The 18,523-nt window shown below is 62.6% G+C and carries 18 protein-coding genes; 5 read left to right on the forward strand and 13 right to left on the reverse strand.

All coding sequences use genetic code 11. The features are described 5' to 3' along the window. Positions 1-171: 171 nt before the first annotated feature. On the forward strand, positions 172-696 hold the full coding sequence (locus ACFVSI_RS01300) for a hypothetical protein (protein WP_387819156.1): 525 nt from the start codon (positions 172-174) through the stop codon (positions 694-696). Positions 697-746: 50 nt separating this feature from the next. Here ACFVSI_RS01300 and ACFVSI_RS01305 read toward each other — a convergent pair whose 3' ends face one another. The 9 genes from ACFVSI_RS01305 to ACFVSI_RS01345 all read right to left on the reverse strand — a co-directional run bounded on the left by ACFVSI_RS01305 (position 747) and on the right by ACFVSI_RS01345 (position 8,822). Next, positions 747-1,334 (reverse strand): TetR/AcrR family transcriptional regulator, encoded by a 588-nt coding sequence (locus ACFVSI_RS01305; protein WP_387819157.1) that lies wholly within the window; start codon positions 1,332-1,334, stop codon positions 747-749. An 18-nt stretch (positions 1,335-1,352) separates the two neighbouring features. Then, positions 1,353-1,961, reverse strand: a complete 609-nt coding sequence (locus ACFVSI_RS01310) for a TetR/AcrR family transcriptional regulator (RefSeq protein WP_387819706.1) — start codon at positions 1,959-1,961, stop codon at positions 1,353-1,355. Positions 1,962-1,963: 2 nt separating this feature from the next. Continuing rightward, on the reverse strand, positions 1,964-3,142 hold the full coding sequence (locus ACFVSI_RS01315; protein WP_387819158.1) for a pyridoxal phosphate-dependent aminotransferase: 1,179 nt from the start codon (positions 3,140-3,142) through the stop codon (positions 1,964-1,966). Between the two features lie 44 nt (positions 3,143-3,186). Next, positions 3,187-3,984 (reverse strand): SDR family oxidoreductase, encoded by a 798-nt coding sequence (locus ACFVSI_RS01320; RefSeq protein WP_387819159.1) that lies wholly within the window; start codon positions 3,982-3,984, stop codon positions 3,187-3,189. Between the two features lie 99 nt (positions 3,985-4,083). Continuing rightward, positions 4,084-5,112: a biotin-dependent carboxyltransferase family protein gene (locus ACFVSI_RS01325; RefSeq protein WP_387819160.1), complete on the reverse strand. Its 1,029-nt coding sequence runs from the start codon at positions 5,110-5,112 to the stop codon at positions 4,084-4,086. Further along, positions 5,112-5,867, reverse strand: coding sequence for an allophanate hydrolase subunit 1 (locus ACFVSI_RS01330; protein ID WP_387819161.1), 756 nt, complete (start codon positions 5,865-5,867; stop codon positions 5,112-5,114). Before ACFVSI_RS01330 ends, ACFVSI_RS01325 begins: the two co-directional genes overlap by 1 nt. 27 nt (positions 5,868-5,894) lie before the next feature. After that, positions 5,895-6,698, reverse strand: coding sequence for a LamB/YcsF family protein (locus ACFVSI_RS01335; RefSeq protein WP_387819162.1), 804 nt, complete (start codon positions 6,696-6,698; stop codon positions 5,895-5,897). A gap of 93 nt (positions 6,699-6,791) precedes the next feature. Next, entirely contained in the window at positions 6,792-8,141 is a 1,350-nt protein-coding gene (locus ACFVSI_RS01340; RefSeq protein ID WP_387819163.1) for an MFS transporter, read from the reverse strand. 48 nt (positions 8,142-8,189) lie between these two features. Then, positions 8,190-8,822 carry an RraA family protein gene (locus ACFVSI_RS01345; RefSeq protein WP_387819164.1) on the reverse strand — a complete coding sequence of 211 codons (633 nt, stop codon included), beginning with the start codon at positions 8,820-8,822 and terminating at the stop codon, positions 8,190-8,192. Positions 8,823-9,136: 314 nt separating this feature from the next. On the opposite strand from ACFVSI_RS01345, the gene ACFVSI_RS01350 reads away from it, so the two are divergent. Genes ACFVSI_RS01350 through ACFVSI_RS01365 form a run of 4 tightly spaced genes read left to right on the forward strand, consistent with a single transcriptional unit; the run spans position 9,137 to position 14,376 of the window. Next, complete coding sequence (locus ACFVSI_RS01350; RefSeq protein WP_387819165.1) at positions 9,137-10,720, forward strand: ABC transporter substrate-binding protein; 1,584 nt, start codon at positions 9,137-9,139, stop codon at positions 10,718-10,720. A 14-nt stretch (positions 10,721-10,734) separates the two neighbouring features. Further along, positions 10,735-11,781, forward strand: coding sequence for an ABC transporter permease (locus ACFVSI_RS01355; RefSeq protein WP_387819166.1), 1,047 nt, complete (start codon positions 10,735-10,737; stop codon positions 11,779-11,781). Further along, on the forward strand, positions 11,774-13,558 hold the full coding sequence (locus ACFVSI_RS01360) for a dipeptide/oligopeptide/nickel ABC transporter permease/ATP-binding protein (protein ID WP_387819167.1): 1,785 nt from the start codon (positions 11,774-11,776) through the stop codon (positions 13,556-13,558). The genes ACFVSI_RS01355 and ACFVSI_RS01360 overlap by 8 nt, the downstream gene beginning before the upstream one ends. After that, positions 13,555-14,376 (forward strand): ABC transporter ATP-binding protein, encoded by an 822-nt coding sequence (locus ACFVSI_RS01365; RefSeq protein WP_387819168.1) that lies wholly within the window; start codon positions 13,555-13,557, stop codon positions 14,374-14,376. The genes ACFVSI_RS01360 and ACFVSI_RS01365 overlap by 4 nt, the downstream gene beginning before the upstream one ends. 264 nt (positions 14,377-14,640) lie before the next feature. Here the strand turns inward: ACFVSI_RS01365 and ACFVSI_RS01370 are convergent, their stop codons facing one another. The 4 genes from ACFVSI_RS01370 to ACFVSI_RS01385 form a co-directional block, all read right to left on the reverse strand. After that, positions 14,641-15,672: a DUF4192 domain-containing protein gene (locus ACFVSI_RS01370; RefSeq protein WP_387819169.1), complete on the reverse strand. Its 1,032-nt coding sequence runs from the start codon at positions 15,670-15,672 to the stop codon at positions 14,641-14,643. A gap of 631 nt (positions 15,673-16,303) precedes the next feature. After that, the gene (locus ACFVSI_RS01375; protein ID WP_387819170.1) at positions 16,304-17,404 is read right to left on the reverse strand and encodes a hypothetical protein; all 1,101 of its coding nucleotides are present in this window, start codon (positions 17,402-17,404) and stop codon (positions 16,304-16,306) included. Between the two features lie 137 nt (positions 17,405-17,541). After that, positions 17,542-17,913 carry a hypothetical protein gene (locus ACFVSI_RS01380; protein WP_387819171.1) on the reverse strand — a complete coding sequence of 124 codons (372 nt, stop codon included), beginning with the start codon at positions 17,911-17,913 and terminating at the stop codon, positions 17,542-17,544. An 8-nt stretch (positions 17,914-17,921) separates the two neighbouring features. Next, a complete protein-coding gene (locus ACFVSI_RS01385; protein WP_387819172.1) occupies positions 17,922-18,410 on the reverse strand; it encodes a hypothetical protein in 489 nt (162 codons plus the stop codon). Positions 18,411-18,523 lie beyond the last annotated feature (113 nt).

The following is an 18,523-nucleotide window of genomic DNA, read 5'->3' on the forward strand; positions in this document are numbered from 1 at the left end:
CTCGGAGGCCTGTGATGCGACGCATCGTTGGAGAACACTCAGTCGGCCATGCACACCGTTGCCGCTACGTTGCCGGCACCGGGAGCCATTGTCCGGTTAGCGGCATGTGGACCCCCGTAGGCAAGGCAGGCCCAGGCCTGCAGGTGCTGGAGGGCAGCATCATGCCTACACATGGCAACGAAGCAGTTGTTTGGCACTTGGTCCAGGGCCTTACGCACCGTGACCTACGTAGCTGAAGCCAGGCTGCGCAGGCGGCCCGCAGCCCACAGGCCCCGGTTGAGTTCACTGGAACTGCGGCTGACCGGGTCCAGGGTCTCCCGCGCCAGGATCGACAGCCACGTCCGCACGCTCCTCGGCCGCCGGAACGAGGCAATTGCTGCAGCATTGGCCGACAAAGTATCCCTTGCTGCAGTTTCTGCCGTCGTGGGGATCCGCGCCACGGACGTCAAGAGGCTCGGGGGCGCGTATCAGGACCTCCACTTCTCGGGGGTGCAGCCGGAATGGCATCTGTCCGGTCTTGCGGCGATCGTCCGGCAACTGGAGGACGCCCTTCAGGATAAAGAGCGCGGTGTGGAAAGGCTCCGGGTTGACGTTCTGGAAGGACTGGAAAGCGGTCGCATGGACATCTTCAGGGTGGCAGCCTTGACGGCGCTGCCTGCGGATCGGATCCGTGAGTTGATCCGAGCGACCGGCTAAGCGCTGAGGGGAACGCCGGGCCTTGGAGCCCGTCTTTCTGCGCCAGCAACCTACGTCCGTGCGCGGTCTTCGCTCCAACCCGCAAGGGCACCCTTCAGGGCAGATATCAGGCGCACCGTCGCCTGGTCTTTGGTCAGGCCCACGGTATTGATCAGGTCCAGAATTTCGCGGGGGTCGAACAGGATGTTCCACAGGAACATCGCTTCATCGCCAACAGCGGGAAGCCCCAGCTCTTCGACGGCTTCGCGCAAAGGACGCTCCAGTGCGTCAGCCTGAACGGTCAGGTAGTAGGCACCGCTGCGCAAACGGGCCAAGTATCCTTCGCCCGAACGGGTATACAGCATCGCACCGCCGTGGCGGGTGACGAGGTCCACCCATTTACGGCTCACCATGGTCAGAAGTTCGACGCCGGATGCTTCCTGCTGCTTGAGGCTGTAGTCGCGCAGCTTCTCGCCGACACCGAAGCGGTACTCCGCAAGGATGTCCTCGACTGAGGCGAAGTGCCGGTAGGCGGTGGCCGTCGAGATTTCGGCCTGCTTGGCGACGTCGGTCATGCTGATGGGGCCGCGACGGGACGCGAAGAGCTGTCCCGCGGCCTTAACCAGTTGTCTGCGGTTGCGCTGTGTGTCACTACGCATTTGTTGGGCACCCTTTCGTCAGTTCAAGCTTAGGTCCTTTGAAGCGGACCACCCTGCCAGGGCTGCCGTAAAGGTCCGGACCAATCGAGCGGAGGCCTCCTGGGCTGTGAGCTGGAGGCTGTGGATGAGGTCGTTGATTTCGCGGGGGTCGAAGAAGCCGTTCCAGAGAAACAGTGCTTCGTCCCCGGGGTGTTCGATGCCAAGTTCGCGTGCGGCCTCTTCGAGTGGCCTGGCGAGGGCGTCGGCCTGGACCGTCAGGTAGTAGGCTCCGGCTTTGACGCGGGCCAGGTACCCTTCGGCCGAGCGGGTGTGGATCATGGACTCACCGTGCCTGACCACCAGTTCCACCCATTTGGCGCACACGGATTCCAGCAGCTGCAGCCCCTCGGAGTGTTGGGCGCGGCTGAACTCCAGGAGCTCGCGGCCCACTTCGAAGCGGTAGGCGGCCAAGACGTCGTCCACTGAGGCGAAGTGGCGGTACGCCGTGGCGGGGGAGATCCCGGCCTCCGCGGCGATCTGTGTCATGGTAGCCGAACGGCCGGCTCCGAAGAGCCGGCCGGCCGCGTCCACCAAAAGCGTCCGGTTCCGCTGCATGTCGACGCGGAGCCCGGGCGGCGGATCGAGCATTGTCACTTGCCCTGCCTGAGTGCTGCGAGTCTGGCGGCGATCCGTTCGACGCCGGCGGTGATCGCTTCGGCGCTGGCGGCGTAGGAGAGCCGTAGGTGGTGTTCGCCGTTGCGGCCGAATTCGCTGCCCGGACGGACGGCGACGCCGAATTCACGCAGGTGCGCCACCATCTGCGCCGCCGGAACGTCCACGTCGTATTTGGGAAAGAGGTAGAAGGCGCCTTCGGGGGAGCTGACCGTAAGGCCGGGGATCTTGCTGAGTCCTTCAAACATCAGCTCGCGGCGTTGGGCGTAGGAGGCGTGCATACGCTTGATGTCCGGGCCGCAGGTCTTTAGTGCGGTCAGGGCGGCCAACTGTACGGCGGTGTTCATGGAGCCGTTGAAGGTGTTGTGCACGCGTGCTGCCGAGGCGATCACCTCGGACGGGCCCCAAAGGTAGCCCACCCGCCACCCGGTCATGGCGTAGCTCTTGGAGAAGGTCTGGCAGTAGATCGTCCTGCCGGCAAGGCCCGGGATTTCCAGGGCAGAGGTGAACGGTTCTGCGGTGTAGACGAGGTCGCTGTATGCCTCGTCGGAGAGGACCAAGGTGTCCGTGCCGGCCACCATGTCGGCCAGGGCCTCGAGCTCCGCGCGGGAATGGACGATGCCCGTGGGGTTGGACGGATTGCAGAAGACGAACATCTTGGCGCCCCGAAGGGCTGTGGCCAGTGCCTCAAGGTCCCAGTGCAGGTCCTCGGCCAGCGGGACTGGGACAATCTCGCCCCCGGCCATGCTCACCAGATCCGCGTACAGGGAGTAGGTGGGGTCGGGGATGACCACCTTGTCGCCCGGGTTGACGATGCCCAGGATAGCGGCGGAAAGACCGGCCGTTCCGCCTTGGGTAATGAGCACGTCGCTGGGGCTGGCCACCTCGCCGAGGAGCTGGCCGATACGGGCAGCCAGCTCCTCGCGAAGCACCAGCTCGCCGAGCAACGGCGAGTAGTGGGTGTGTCCCTCTTCCAGGGCGCGGGCGGCTGCGGCACGTACCTGTTCGGGGGTGTCGAAGTCCGGCTCGCCCATCGCAAGCGAGACGAGGTCGCCCTTCGACTGCGGCTGCTGGACGCGCAACGAGGTGCGCTGTACCCGCTGTACGGCCTCGGAAGGCTGGAAGGTTGCGACGGCGGTGGATGGTTCGAGGGTCATGGCAATCCTGCTCTGGCTGGTCGGGAGGGAAGTTTGGTGGCGTACTACAGCTGGGGGAGGTCTTCTGCCGGGGCGCCTGCCCAGCGGCTGATTTCTATGTCCCCGGAGGTATCGCGCTGGACGGTCGGGGCGATCACCAGTTCCTGCACCACGGTCCGCTGGGGCAGGGTCGCGACGAGATGGATGGCCCGGGCGACGTCCTCGGGCTGGACCATGGCCTCGCGTTCCTCGGACTTGGGTGGCCTGGCCCGGTTGTCCAGGATGGGTGTTGCCGTTTCGCCAGGAAGGACGGTGACCGCCCGCAGGCCCTCGTTGCGGAAGGTGTTGTGCAGGTAGGTCATGAAGTTCCGCACCGCTGCCTTCGCCGCACCGTAGGCTGCGCCACCGAGCAGGTTCGGGTTCACGGCCGCGAGCGAGGAAACGGTGATGATGGTGCCTGTGTTCCGTGAGAGCATGCCCGGAAGGACGGCCTGGGTCAGCAGGTAGACGGCATTGAGATTGACGTCCAGGACGCTGTTCCATTCCTCCTGGCTGATCCACCGGACGTTGAGGACCTTGCTGGCGCTGCCGGCGTTGTTGACCAGGATGTCTACAGGGCCGAGGGTTTCGGAAACCCACGCGACCAGGGCGTCGACGTCGTCCTTGGACGCGATGTCCGCGGCCCGCGGGTGGACGGTGCCGCCGTCGGAGGCAATCGCTGCGGCGACTTCCTCCAGGACGGAGAGCCGGCGGCCCACCAGCACCACGTGGGCACCTTCGGCGGCGAGAAGTTCCGCCGTTGAGCGGCCCATCCCCGTTCCTGCGCCGGTGATGACCGCGACTTTGCCTTCAAGAAGTCCCATGGTTCCGTTCCTCTGGTTTGTGCTGCGACAACTGTCACATATGCGAAAAGTTTCTCATTTGCGAAGGGTGCCGGTCAAGTGCCCTGCGGCAGTTGGTGCTCAGGCTGCCGCCTTCGCGGGCACTTGGCGTGAATGGTGTGGGAGATCGATTGCGGAGAACAGGCTTTTCACGCGCTCTTCCAGCACACCCAACAGGCGTTGGGCCTCGTGGTGGTCCGCCACGGCCTGTTCGTGGCTGACCCAGCGGAAGGTCATCCGCTGGCCGGGACGGGCTTGCCCCAACATGGGCAAGGATGCCTTGGTGGCAAAGGCCACGATGGGATAACCGGCTGTGAGGGTCCGGTAGCGGCCCAAGATGATGAGTTCGTCGCCGTGCGGGATCTCGAAAGCGCCGATGGGGACGCCATGGGAGACGATTTCGCCCAGGCCCTCCGGGTGTACCACTGGACCGTCCAGGCGCAGCCCCACATGGTTGGATTTGGCGGTCACCGTGTACTCACGGGAGGACAACAGTTCCCGGATCCCCAATGCCGCATCCGTTTCCGGGCCTTCAGTAATGTCGATGGTCCACAAGGGATGCTCGAACGATGGCACCGGCACGGGAAGCCGGAAGAGTGGCTGGGTCAGGTATGGGTGCTCGAACCCCGTGTAGGAGCTCCGGAGTTCCAGGTGCTGCCCGGCCACAATCTGCTGAGGGAAGCCCATGCGGGCTTCGGGGGCAGCGCTGCCCATGAAGAGATCCGCGGCGAGGGTTCCGCTGAAGGCGAGGTAGTTCCGCATGCCGCCCCGGGCGTTCGCGATCACCACCTGTCCTTTGGCGGGAACGCAGACCGGCTCCCACATGGACACCTTGCTGCCGTTGACGGTGACATCGGCAGGTGCTCCCGTGACGGCGATGAGCACCGGCTTGGAGGTGGTGAACGTGAACCGGCCACCCATGAGTTCCAGCAGGGTCGCCGTGCGGTCATTGCCCACCAGAATGTTCGCCACTGCTGCCGAGTGCTGGTCCGCGGCGCCGCCGCAGGGAACGCCCAGAGCTTCCGAGTTCTGCCGGCCCAGGTCCTGGAAAGTAGCCAGCCATGCCGTTTCGCGGATCTTGATGGTGACGCTCCGCTCAACCGCCGGCATCAGTGTTCCCCTTCGTATGTGTAAGTATCGGCAAGCAGGAACCGGCCCGAGAGCCGTTCCCATTCGCTCTCTGGCACGACCTTGAACCGGACGCTGTCCCCGGGTTTGTACGAGGTGGGTGGGTCCTCATGGATGTCGCAGATCACCAGCGGCGTCCGTCCTATGACCTTCCACCCCGTCGGGCCCGGGAAAGGCTGGATGATGGCGTTGGTTCCGGCAACCATCACCGAGCCTGGATCCACGTTGGTGCGTGGTTCCCTGCACCGGCTGACAGCTCCGGGGAACTGCACCCGGCCCATCATGGGAGCCATGGCAGAGGCCAGCAGGTTGATGCTCAACTCGGAGTCCTCCAGATGCTGCAGAACCGCTTCCCGGCTGATCCCGAGTTCGTCTGCCACTTCGGAGAGATCCGGGGCAAAGACGTCGTTGACCACCATGGGGATCACAAAGCGTTTGCCGTCCCGGGAGGGCCGGTTGGCTTCGAAGCTACCGCCTGCCGCGGCCAGCCGGATGGTCTGGGCCAGCTGGCCGTGGCTGATGGCGAGGTTGTCGAATTCCACCAGCAGGGAGTCGACGCCGGCCACCACGTCCAGCAGGCCCACCGGACGCACCTCCAGGAGGATCTCGCGAAGCGTCCGGCTTCCGGACTGGCGTTCCTCGTCAATGTCAGAGGCGACGCTGACCATCAATGCCGAATCCCCGAAGGGAACGGCCTTGATCTCCGGTGTGTGCCCGGGCGCTGGGTGCGTACTCATGTGTCCTTGGCTTGTTTGTGGGGTGGGTCAGACGGCAGCCAGCTTGGCCTTCTCGGCCAGGACTTCCTGCAGTCCGGTGGCCTTGACTCCGGCCTTGTCCAGGGCTGCGCGGAGGGCGGTGCCGTTCTCCAGCACCTGCGGGTGGTCGCCATGGAGAAGCACGACGTCGGCATCGTGGCCGAGCGGGATAACCTTGCCGGTGACTGCGCGGACGGTGCCCTCGGTGACAACCTGGACAACCCGGCGGCCGATCTCCTCAGGGTCGTGGAGTAGTGCGCCTTCGGTGTTGCGGGAGACCGGCATGCCGTCCTCGCCGTAGCCGCGGTCTGCCAGGAACACGTAGCCGACTTCGAGGCCGCGCTTGCGTGACTCTTCAGCGAGCAGGCCGTTTTGGCAGATCACGATATAGGACGGATCGTAGGCCTTGATGGCGTCGGTGATGGCCCGGGCGTGCTTGGCGTCGGTCTGGGCGATGCTTCCCATACGGCCGTGCGGTGCCACATGGCTGATCTTGCCGCCGTGGATGCGGGCAAAGGCATCCAGTGCGCCGATCTGGTAGAGCACATCAGTGCGGATTTCCTCTTCGCTGGCCTCGATCAGGCGGCGGCCGAATCCAACCAGGTCGGGGTAACCGGGGTGTGCGCCGAGTTCGATGCCGCGTTCAACGCAGGCTTTGACCGTGGCGTCCATGACGCGGGGGTCCCCGGCGTGGAAGCCGCAGGCGATGTTGGAGGCAGTGACCAGGCCCAGCAGGGCGTCGTCATCGCCGATGGTGTAGTTGCCGTAGCTTTCGCCGAGGTCTGCGACGACGGCGACTGAGTTGATGCCCAAGGTGACTCCCTATGGTTCTTGTTGTCTTGCTTTATGGTCCAACGACGGCGGCCTCGCAGCAATGGCGGCAGGCCGCCGTCGTACCGGGTTTTGTTAGTGGGTGGCCAGCGGCTGGCCCTTGGTTTCCTTCAGGAAGTAGATCGAAACCAGTGTGATGAGGGCGGTGCCGATCGAGGCGTAGGCCGGGACCATGCTGTTGCCGGTGGCCTTGATGATCTCGGTCATGACCAACGGGGCGCTGCCGCCGAAGATGATGGTGCTCAGGCTGAAGCCGATGCTGTAGGCGCTGTACCGGACGGTGGTGGGGAACATTTCCGTCAGGACCGTGTGCACCACGGCTGCGTGACCGGAGAAGGCGATGGCCATGACCACGGTGGCGATGCAGGCCATGAGCATGTTGCCCGTGGTGATCATGGCGAACATCGGGTAGGACACCACGGCCATGAGGACCGCGGAGAGGGCCAGGACGGGCTTGCGGCCGATCCGGTCGGACAAGCGGGCCATCAGCGGGATGGCGATGATGATGGCAACCAGGCTGAAGGCCGTCACCGTCAGTGCCTGAAGCATTGTGAAGTTGTTGCCGGAGCCCAGCTGCGTCTTCAGGTAGGTCGGCATGTAGGCGAAAAGCAGGTAGTAGCCGGGGCCGTTGACTGCCGGGAGGAAGATGGTCAGGGCGATCGCCTTAAGGTGGCGCTTGGACGTGAAAACGGCGCGCAGCGGGTTGCGCTCTACCTCGTTGCGTTCGCGGAGTGCTTCGAAGTGCGGGGTGTCTTCCATCTTGGAGCGGATGTAGTAGCCCACGTAGCCCAGGGGCACGGCGAAGAGGAACGGGATGCGCCAAGCCCAGGATTCCATGGTGGAGTCGCCCAGCGTGGTGATCAGGACCGCCGAGAATCCGCTGCCGAAGAGCAAGGCGCAGAAGGAACCCACGGCGATGAAGCTCATGGAGAAGTTGCGGTGCTTGTTGTGGGCGTATTCACCCACGAAGGCCATGGCGCCTGCCACTTCCCCGCCTGCGGAGAAGCCCTGCAGGATGCGCAGCAGGATCAACAGGGCCGGCGCGGCCCAGCCGATCACCGAGGAGGACGGGATGAGGCCGATGCAGCCCGTGGCTCCTGAGATGAGGAGCAGGAGCATGGAGAGCAGGTTTTTGCGGCCCAGCTTGTCGCCGAGGTAGCCGCAAATGACGCTTCCGAAGGGGCGGGCCAGGAAGCTGACGAGGAAGCCCACGTTGGTGAGCAGCAGGGACCCGATGTCCTTGGAGCCCATGATGTTGATGGCAAGGTACGTGGTCAGAAGCCCGTAAATGCCGTAGTCGTACCACTCCACGAAGGAGCCCATGGTGCCCGCAATAGTAGCCTTGCGCACCATCTTGCCGTCAGCCGTGACGACCTTTACCTGTGCGGTGTTCAGATCCACTGATTCCGTCGATGAACTAGACATTGGTGGTTCTCTTAGTTTAGGTCCCGCTGTGGGGGAGGGGAGAAGGGGTTAGCTGTATTCGCGGGTGATCTCGGCGGTCATTTCGGCCTCGTGGACCGCGACTGCCTTGACCAGCTCCAAGATTTCCGCGGCGCGGGCCTGGGGGATGATGACGACGCCGTCATCGTCTGCGGCGACGATGTCACCGGCGGAGCAAACAATGCCGCCGATGGCCACGGGCTCGCCGATGACGCCGGGACCGTTCTTGAAGGGGCCGGCGGGGGTTGTGCCGCGTGCGAAGACCGGGAACTTGATCTCGGTGATGGTTGCTCGGTCGCGGATGTAACCGTCAATGACGGCACCGGTTGCGCCGGCGGCTTCGAAGCGCTGGGAGAGCTGTTCACCGACCAGTGCACGGTGCTCGTGGCCGAAGCCGTTGATCACCACTACATCGCCGGGTTCGATGTAGTTGAGGGATTCGATGACGGCGGCGTTATCGCCTGCTGCCCCGAGGACGGTCAAGGCTGAACCTACGCACTTGGCGCCGGCCCATACGGGGTTGATGTTGCCATCCACCAGGCCAAGCCGTTCCATGGCATCGCCGATGTTGGCCACGGGGAAAGCTTCGAAAGCGCGGACCAGTTCCCGCGGCGGTCGGGTCCACTGAGCCTTCCGGACAGTGAGCTCAAGAGTCGTTGCCATGTGTTCCACCTTTGGTTGGTCCGGGTTCGGATGCGCTGGCAAGGTTGAGACGCCAATCACATATGAGAAAAGTTTCGCGTTTTTTTCTTCACCCGTCAAGCCCTCGATGTTTCGGGCATGTAAAAGGTTGGCGCACTCGGGCGGTCCCTGTGGGCGACCTCACAAAAAGCGTTGACTTCATTCCAGTGATGTGTGAATCTCTTCTCATTCGCGAAAGTTATCGCACTTCACATCCTTCGGGTCCCAGCCGGCCAACGGTGCACCGCATCCGCCGTGGAAAGCGCCCCCGAAGGCGAGCAGGAGGTTTACCCCCTATGCAAGGACGTTCCACTTTCATGGCCGCCGCGGCATCCGTCACAGCTGCCGCTTTTCTCCTGACCGGTTGCACTACCGGCGGCCAGGCCGCCGCTGGAAACGCCAGCGGCGGGGCCATGTCCACGGACACCATCAGGACCGCCCTCAATGCCGACCCCACTACCTTCAATGCTGCAAAGGCGAACGCCAAAGACGACTACGAGGTGGCCCGCTTCCTGTATGACACCGTTGTCAGGCGGGACGCGGACGGCAAATTCATCGGCGGGCTCGCCAGCGAATGGAAGTCCACCGCCACCAACGCCATGCTGACCATCCGAAAAGACGCCACCTGCGCGGACGGCACACACATCACGCCAACCATCGTGGCCAAGTCCCTCAGCTACTTCGCAGACCCGGCCACCAAGAACAACTTCGGCAAGCTCGTGTTCGGTCCGGGGCAGCCCACCATCACCGGTGACGACGCCGCCGGAACCGTGGACATCAAGCTCGCCCAACCCTGGTCCGAACTTATTGGCGGATTGACCCTTGCCCAGACCGGCATCATCTGCCCGGCCGGTCTCGCCGACCTCGACGGCCTGGCGAAGGGCGCTGTCAAGGGTGCCTTCTCCGGCCCCTACACGCTGACCAAAGCCAGCCACGGCGTCAGCTACGACATGACGCTCCGCGAGGACTACAAAGTTTGGCCGAAGTACTCCAAGCCCTTGGAAGGAACCCCGGCCAAGACGGTCCGCTTCTTCCCCGGCGTCAACAAGACCACGGTGGCCAACCAGCTCCTTACCGGTGAAATGGATGTTTCGGACATCGCTCCGGCCGACGTCCAGCGCTTCGAGGGCAACAAGGACTACACCGTAACCTCTGTTCCTTTTGCCGGGATCTTCCTGCTCTTCAACCAACGCCCCGGTAGCCCCTTCACTGACCCGGCCCTCCGCAAAGCCGTGGCCCAGCTGATGAACCAGCAGGCCTTCAACGCCGCCGCCTACGCAGGCAAGGGCATCACCTACAACTCGATCGTTGCCCCGACCGTGCCATGTGTCCTGCCGGACAACTCCAGCCTCACTAAGGAAGACGCAGCAGCAGCCAAGGCAGTGCTCGCCGGCAAGACCTTCAAAATGGTGGGAACCACCAGCATCGGCCCGAACGGTGCGGGCAGCACCTACGTCCAGGAAGCACTCCGCGCGGCCGGCGCCACAGTGGATCTCCAGCTCGTGGACAACGGAACATGGGCCACCATGACCCAGACCAAGCCCGAAACGTGGGACCTGACAGTGCAGGGCGACGCCAACTTCGTAGGCACCGTGGCCGCCTCCTTGACCCGCGTTGCCGGTGTTCCCACGGAAAAGGGCGGTCGCAACATCGGTGGCGGCGAAAATGCGGACATCCTCGCCGACATTGCCACAGCCCAGGCAGCCACTGACGAATCAGCCCGCTGCGACGCGTACACCAAGGCACAGAAGAGCATCCTGAGCGACAACGACATCGTTCCGTTCGTGGGTGAGCCGCAGATCGTCGCCCAGCGTTCCGGATTCTCCATCCAGGCACCGTCGGGAATCGTCGACTACGCCACCATGCGCATCACTAAGTAAGCAGAGGTTTCACGATGACTGAACCCACCATGCTCTCCAAGGAAGTCCAGATCCTTGAGAGCCAAACCCCGGGGGCCGCCAAGGGCCCCCGGGGCCGGGCCCTGAGCCTCTCGCCCTGGGCAGACTACGCCCTTCGCCGCGCCGGCGGTGTCCTTCTCTCGGTCGCCTTGCTCGTCGTCGTGACCTTCTTCATGGTGCCGCTCATCCCGGGTGACCCGGCAGTGGCTGTAGCCGGCGCGGACGCCACCACCGAGCAAATCGAGGCCATCCGCAACAGCCTCGGCCTCAACGATCCCCTCTACCTCCAGTTCATCAACTATGTTGGCGGGCTCTTCACCGGTGACCTTGGAGAGTCCTTCGCCTACAGCACGTCGGTCTCGCAGATCATCGCCACCAAGTTGCCCTTCACCGCAGAACTTGCCGTCCTCGGCATCATTCTGGTGCTTTTGGTCTCTGTTCCTGCCGGCATGCTGGTGGGCATCCTTACGCGCGGCGGCCGTAAGAAGTGGCTCGACGTGTCTTTCGGCATGCTGACCGGCTTCTTCCAAGCCGTTCCGCAGTACGTGGTCTCCACCATGCTGGTGGTGGTCTTCGCCATCATCCTGAAGGTCCTGCCTGCAGCCGGAGCAGCTTCGCTCAGTGCGCTCATCTTGCCGGTGATTGGCCTGTCGATTGCCCCTACCTGTTCCATTGCGCGTGTGGTTCGTCGGGAGACGTCCACTGTTTTGGAGCAGGACTACCTGCGGACAGCCCGGGGGTGGCGGTTACCATCCCTGCGTCTGTACGCCCGGCACGCCTTGCCCAACCTGCTGACCACAGCCCTCACGTTGGCCGGGCTAATCCTCGCTGGCATGCTTGGCGGCGCCATCATTGTTGAGAACGTCTTCAACTGGCCCGGCTTGGGCCGCGAGATCGTCACTGCCATCGTCAACAAGGACTACCCCGTCATTCAGGGGATCATCCTGGTCCTTGGCTTCCTGGCCATCGTGCTGAATCTATTGGTCGACGTCATCCTCGGCCTCATCGACCCCCGTACGCTCGGAGGAAAGTCCAATGGCTGAGACAGCCCGTCCCCGCCGCAGGTTCCGCTGGACCACCGGCCTCATAGTCGGCATCGTGATGATGTCCATCATGGTCCTCACGGCCGTGATTGCTCCGATGTTCCTGGGCGACGCCGCCGAGAAACTCACCCCAGAAGCTTCCCAAGGGCCAAGCGCCGAGCACTGGCTCGGAACGGACGACTTTGGCCGCGACGTGCTGGCCAGATCTTTGGTCGCCACCCGCCTGACGCTTCTGATGACGGCGGCAACCACAGCGATTGCCGTCGTCGCCGGTATAGCGATCGGCACCGCCGTCTGGCTGGCGCCGCGCCGCATTCGCGCCGCCGTCTTGCGTGTCATCGAGGCTGCCGTTGCCTACCCGAGCCTCATCTTCTCGCTGCTGATCGCCGCCATCCTGGGCCAAGGCACGTGGTCCGCGGTGTTGGCCATCTCCATTGCCAGCATTCCTGCCTTCGCTCGTCTGACGGCCAATATGGCTGCCTCGATTTCCCAGCGGAACTACGTCTCCAGCGCGCGGTTGCTCGGTGTCTCCGGGCCGCACATCATCACGCGGCACCTGTTGCCGAACATGGCTGAGCCGCTCCTGGTGCTGACGGCTACGGTCTTCGCCACCACGCTGATCGACCTGTCCAGCTTGTCCTTCATTGGTCTTGGCGTACAGAACCCTGAGTATGATTTCGGCCGCCTTTTGAACGAAGCACTCGTCAATATCTACTCGCAGCCGCTCCAGGCTGTGATGCCATCCATCATGATCACCGTGACCGGACTCAGTGCCATGCTGATCGGCGATGGCCTGGCAGCGGCCACTGACCCCCGGGGCGGCCGGAAGTTCGGCAGCCTCCGAAAGGCATCCGAGGTTCCCGCATCATTGCGCGCCGATACCGAAGCGCTTGTTGAGGTGGACAACCTGACCGTCACAACGCCGTCGGGAGTTCCGCTGGTCAAGGGCGTGTCCTTGAGCATCCACGCTGGCGAAGTGGTGGGGCTGGTGGGGGAGTCCGGTTCCGGAAAATCCCTCACCGCCATGTCCATTGCCGGGTTGCTGCCGGAGGAACTCGGCGTCACCGCAAAGACCATGCGCCTTGGCGAGCTGGACCTCCTGAAGAAGAACAACCCGCGGGAATTGGCAACCTCCATTGGACTCGTCTACCAAGATCCCGGAACCAGCTTCAACCCGGCCCTGCGCATCGGATCGCAGCTGACCGAGGTGAGCCGCGTGCATCTGGGCCAGTCCCGCAACACGGCGTTTGGTCGGATGGTCAAGGCCTTGGCGGACATTCGGATTACGCAGCCTGAGAAACGCATGAAACAACACCCGCATGAACTCTCTGGCGGCATGCTGCAGCGTGCCATGATCGCCTCAACCTTGGTCACGGACCCGCGCCTGATCATCGCGGATGAGCCCACCACCGCCCTGGATGTGACGGTCCAGGCCGATGTTCTCCGGCAGTTCCGCACCATCAATCGTGAAATGGGCACGGCAATGCTGTTCATCTCCCACGACATCGGGGTGGTGCAGGCGCTGTGCGACAAGGTCATCGTGATGAACGGCGGCAAGATCCTGGAGCGACTCACTGGCGAACAGCTCGCCGCCGGCAAGGTTAAGCATCCGTACACGAAGGCACTTCTGGCCGCGACGCCGTCCATTGCCGAACGAAAGGCCGAACTCGTCACGGTTTCGGCGAAGGACTTCGCCTTGGATGAAGTTTTCGACGACGACGCCTCCGATGGCGGGGACGTCACCAACAGCCCAGGCAGCAAGGAGACCGCTCAATGAGCGCTGCAGCAACCCAGAATCAGCCGGTGTTGGAGCTGAAGGACGTCAAGGTCACGTTCGGTTCCGGACGTTCGGCCGCCACCGTCCTCAAAGGGGTCAACGCCAGCATCCATGCCGGCAAGACCCTGGGCATCGTGGGGGAGTCGGGTTCGGGCAAATCCACCGTGGCCAAAGCGATCGTAGGCCTGGTGAAACCGAGCGACGGAGTGATCTCGTTCTCCGGCCGGGACGTGACGAAAATGTCCGGGGCCGAGCGCCGCCGCATGCGGCGAGCCGTGCAAATGGTGCCGCAGGACCCTTACTCATCACTCAACCCCCGGCGGACCATCGGCCAAACCCTTGCCGAGGCGATCGATCCCCTGCGTGCCAACCCCAAGGAACACAGCGAGAAGATCTCCTACTGGCTCTCAACCATCCGGCTGGATCCTGACGTGGCCGAACGCTATCCGCACGAGTTTTCCGGCGGACAGCGGCAACGCATCGCAATTGCCCGCGCATTGGCCGTGCAGCCGAAACTGATCATCGCCGACGAGATCACCTCTGCCTTGGACCTCTCGGTGCAGGCTGAAATCCTGAACCTCATCGGTCGGCTCCGGAAGGAACTGGACCTCACCATGGCCTTCATCTCGCACGACCTGGACGTTGTGCACCACGTCAGCGATGAAATCCTGGTACTCTTCCACGGCGAGGTGGTGGAACACGGCGACGTGGATGCCGTGTACGGCAATCCGCAGCATCCGTACACCCGGCGCCTCATTGACTCCGTGCCCGGCGGGCCTGGGTTTAATATCGGGGAACGGAGGGTGGCAGTCGGTTGAGGCAGGATGTGACTCGCGGCTTGTTCCACGATCCTCTGGCTGATGCTGTAACTTCTTCAAGCGGGTTTCCGAGGCAGCGCAGGAAAAAGTCTCCAGCTCGGAGCCGGGAGCCTGGAACCCGTGAGCGTGCTCTCCGAGAAGTGGCCGAGGAACTTAGGGAGATGCAGCGGCGGACTGGCGGCGGCTCGATGATGACCGTTACCCCGTGGACGGTAAGAAGGGACTAGTCCGGCCAGTGGCGTGGGAGCGCGGCCGCCTCCCTTGTTAGGGCATGTCGAGTCGGGTTTTGTAGGCGGTGTCTTTGTTGGTGTTCCAGCCGGCGATGATCCCGGCTCCGAGCATTTGGTCGGTAAGTCGTGCGAACCTGTAGCCGGGGTCCGTGTCGAGGGCGAGTTGCATGTACTGGTGCGCTTTTGATCCCCGGCCCTCCCACCAGTTGATGTAGCCGATCGTGGTGAGAATTGGTGCTGCGTGTTGCGGGCTGGTTCTGGTGTAGGCATGGAAGAGGAGCTGTTGCGCCCATTCGACCCGTGACCACTTCGGCGCGGTCTGGGTTTGGGCGAAGAGGATGTGTTGGGGTGGCTCGTTGATGCCGGGGATGTCTGCCATGAGCCGGTCGCGGATGTGCGGGAATTGAAAGTTTGCGATGAGGGTGGTGCAGTCCTCGTCGGTCGGGAAGTCGCTTGACTCCAGCATGGTCGACCAGAGTTGGCTGGCTTGTTCTGCGGCTACACCAAGGGGCAGCGCCCTGATGATGGCCATGCGATCATCAACTGCGATTGCTTGCGCTGCTTCCTCGGCTGGCGCAGGGAGGACTATTTGGTTGGTGGGTTCGATAGTGCTGCCGCGGTAGATGAATTCAGCGTTGACGCGGCTGTATTCAGTGGTGCTGATGGGCAGGCTGATATCTTGTCCGGGTTCGCTGTCGTAGGGGGAGTAAGTGTCGTCGCTGACGAAGATACCGTCGCGGATGCTGATGCCGTTCTCGGCAAGGACGCCGGTGAGTGCTGCAATTGTGGCTGCGTGTGGTTTGGGGTGGCCTGGTTCGCAGTGTTGTGAGGTGTAGAGGGCGAAGACGATGCTCGTCGCGGTGGTGTCACTGGTGAGGTAACTGCTGACAGTCCTGGCGTAGGGGAGTTCTGTTCCTGGTTGTCGGGGGAGATCGATGCGGAGGGTCGCCCCGACCTTGCCCTTGTCCAGGGTGATGCAGACTAAGCTCTCGTTCGGCCAAAAGCCGAGGGTGTGCCCGATGAAGCTCAGTAAGTCTGCTGGGTCACTAATAGTGAGCGCATTCATTGTCCCGTTCCTTTGCCCTTATTGGTGAGTCTGTGGCCGTTGGTCCTGTGGGTCGTTCTGATAGGAGACCTGTGCGCTGGGGAAGGCTGGAGCAACTTGGGGTACCGGGACAGGGTCGGAAGTTTCAAGAGGAGATAGGCGACGTAGGTGCGCCCAGCGAAATTCCGGTTCGGGTCCGGCGCGGTAGCGCCCTGGCTGCACGAAGGGCCACCCAGCGATGATTGGGATATCAGAATGACAAACAGCGTTGTTGCTTCTGCCTATTCATGGGCAGGCCGATGTGCATCGTCATGACTGAGCGGCCCTAGTCTTCGGCATGTGGCATCTCTTGGCGGGGCCGCTGCGCCGGATGGTCCGGGGGACTGCTTTCAGTCCCGACATATGCGCCGTATCGGCGATGCTCGCTGAAGCAAGCGGTGGCGGTGAAGGCCAGAATTCCGGCGCTCTACCAACGCCGGACGGTGGCGTTGGCCCAGCGGACGACCCTCAGATGTTTCTCAACGCTCCGACAACCAAAGAGGACTGGCAGGTGGTTGAGCTTCTCGAATTGCCCGATTTGGGGTAACCGCAGCGGACAGGCACACGATTTGTGTCTGCATGGTTCAACGCGGTGGGCTTGATTCCATGCGACTTACGCTTGTTTCCAGCTATATAGTGCGTCGGATAGGGCTGCGAGCACCTGCTGCAGCTCCGCGTTGACGATCTCGTAGCTGAGTCCCGGCGATGTCGATTCCACAAGCCCATACATAGGCAGGTGGTCTCCGAGCCCCATCAGCGTGGGCGGGATGAGGTAGTGCATGCACCTGTTGCGGAGTTTCCGAAGGGAACGGAGGTTTACCGCTTGGGGCGAATCAATCACGCTACTGATCCTGGTCATACCCGGAGTATCGGCTAGCTGAGAATATTTGTTGCGCACTTCATCCAGCGCGTTGAGGGCGTGGGAGACGGTGACGAACTGGACCCGGAAGACCGGCTTGGTGAAAGGCCCTTCGACTGGTTTGAAGGCGCGCAGGCAGCTATTGACCGATCCTTCGATGACGCAAAGGACATCTTTGAGTGCGGCCGGGAACTCAGGTTCGAAGCGCGTTGTGTAATAGTCTGCGCGGTCGAGCGTTACTGCCGATGGTGCCTCGCCCCACCGATCCACAGGCAACGGCGTGAACTCTGGGGCATGACCAAATTGCCGGACGATCGCCGCTGCTGCCCGTCCGATGTCATAACCGAGGCGGTTGGAGTACTCATTCAGGACGATTGTCCGCTCCGAAAGCCGCCCTGATCGTTGGAACTCTGCTGAACGGCTTGTCGAATAGACTCGGCCATCCGTGACAGCCATGCCGAAGTTTCGACGGGGAGCCCAGGCTTTGGAGTGCTCCCCGTCGATACGTTCGAAATCTTGGATCACCCCGTCGAATAGCTTCTGGGTGTCGTCCAGGAGCTTGACGGTGTGTCTGGCCGCTTCAATTTCGGTCGCAAACTTCACGGTGACTGCTCCGACCTGCGTCGGTCGGCGACGCCCAAGGAGGTCCATTCCTTCATGGACGATCCGTGCCATGTGGGGTGTTAGGGCTAAACCGATGATTCCTTGCCACTGCGCGTTTGCTTGGCTAGCCTCACCCAACGACGCGATCCAGTTGACGTCATCCCGGAGCATGCGCAGATCCAACGCCGCCCAGTCGGTCCTAGCTGCCGTCCTGTCCTGCTGACGCTGTAATTTAGCGCTTTTTCCGCTCATGGTTTCGACACTAGCCCACACCGGTACGCGCTCTTTGGGAAAGACGTTGCTTCCACTAATCCCGCGTTTCCAGCACAGACCTTTAACGGCCGCGAATCCGACTTCGGGTGGAAATCCGGTCGAATTCTTGATCACGGCTAGAGGTGGCGGATGTTTCGAGGCACGGACGCCGCGTCGCTAAGTTCCACCGCAAAATGACTGTTGAGGAACCTGTAGCCGTCAGCCTTCTCGGTAAGAAAATCGATGGCGACTAGCTTTTTGCCAGCCTTGGTGTTCTGCATATAGAAGTCGGGGACACTTGATAGCTCGCCGGCCAATTCACGCTTTCGGGCTCGGAAGTCGTCCTCAAACTCCATGGCCTTGGCGTTCACGATCCTGTTGGCGTCGGGCAGGACCTGGTGAGTAAGCAGCACGTCATTGATCTCGCCCAGGCCGGCTTCGGTGAGAATGGCAGGGGCGATGTGACGACGCTTGTTTACCTGCTCCCGGCGGTACTTGGGCGACTCCACTAGGGCATCTACCGCGGCCCTAGTTTGGCGTAATGAACTTCTGTGCGGGCGTCCTCTACGGCGTCGTCCTCATTTTGCGCGGCTTGAACCGCTTCATCGATTTCCGTCAGCAACGGAGCAATCCATTCAGTCTGAGCCGTCCATTCATACACGAGTCCGCTAGCTACCCATTTGACTGTCACCGACATGAGCAAATCATTGTGGATCTCAGCTGCCTCTAGCAGGCGTTCGGCCTTGAGCGGCAGTTTCACGTAACCTTCGGTGCTCCGTATCCTGCTCGTCCAGAATGTTTCTGTCTCCACCGTGATAAAGGGAGCGTTCGCCATGACCGCCACTCGGAGAGCGTCGCCGATTTCAGCTTCATACGCGTAGATCCGCACATCTGTTTCCCGAATGATGTCGATCCCGGGAATGATCGCCAAGCCGGCGGCGCTGGCCTGGTTTGGAATGTTGGCGGCGATCTGAGCCAGAACCGCGGACGTGTAGTTGAAGGTCATGATTCAGATATTAGTGAGAGAGCACGACAGGCCTGAAAGACCACCCCATCCGCGGATTTTTTTTGCGGCCGTCGGCGTGGTCTTATGCGAGTTTGCATGGAGGTTGTGGTTGT

Origin of the sequence: Paenarthrobacter sp. NPDC057981 (genome assembly GCF_042886835.1) — a bacterium.
Classification (GTDB): domain Bacteria; phylum Actinomycetota; class Actinomycetes; order Actinomycetales; family Micrococcaceae; genus Arthrobacter.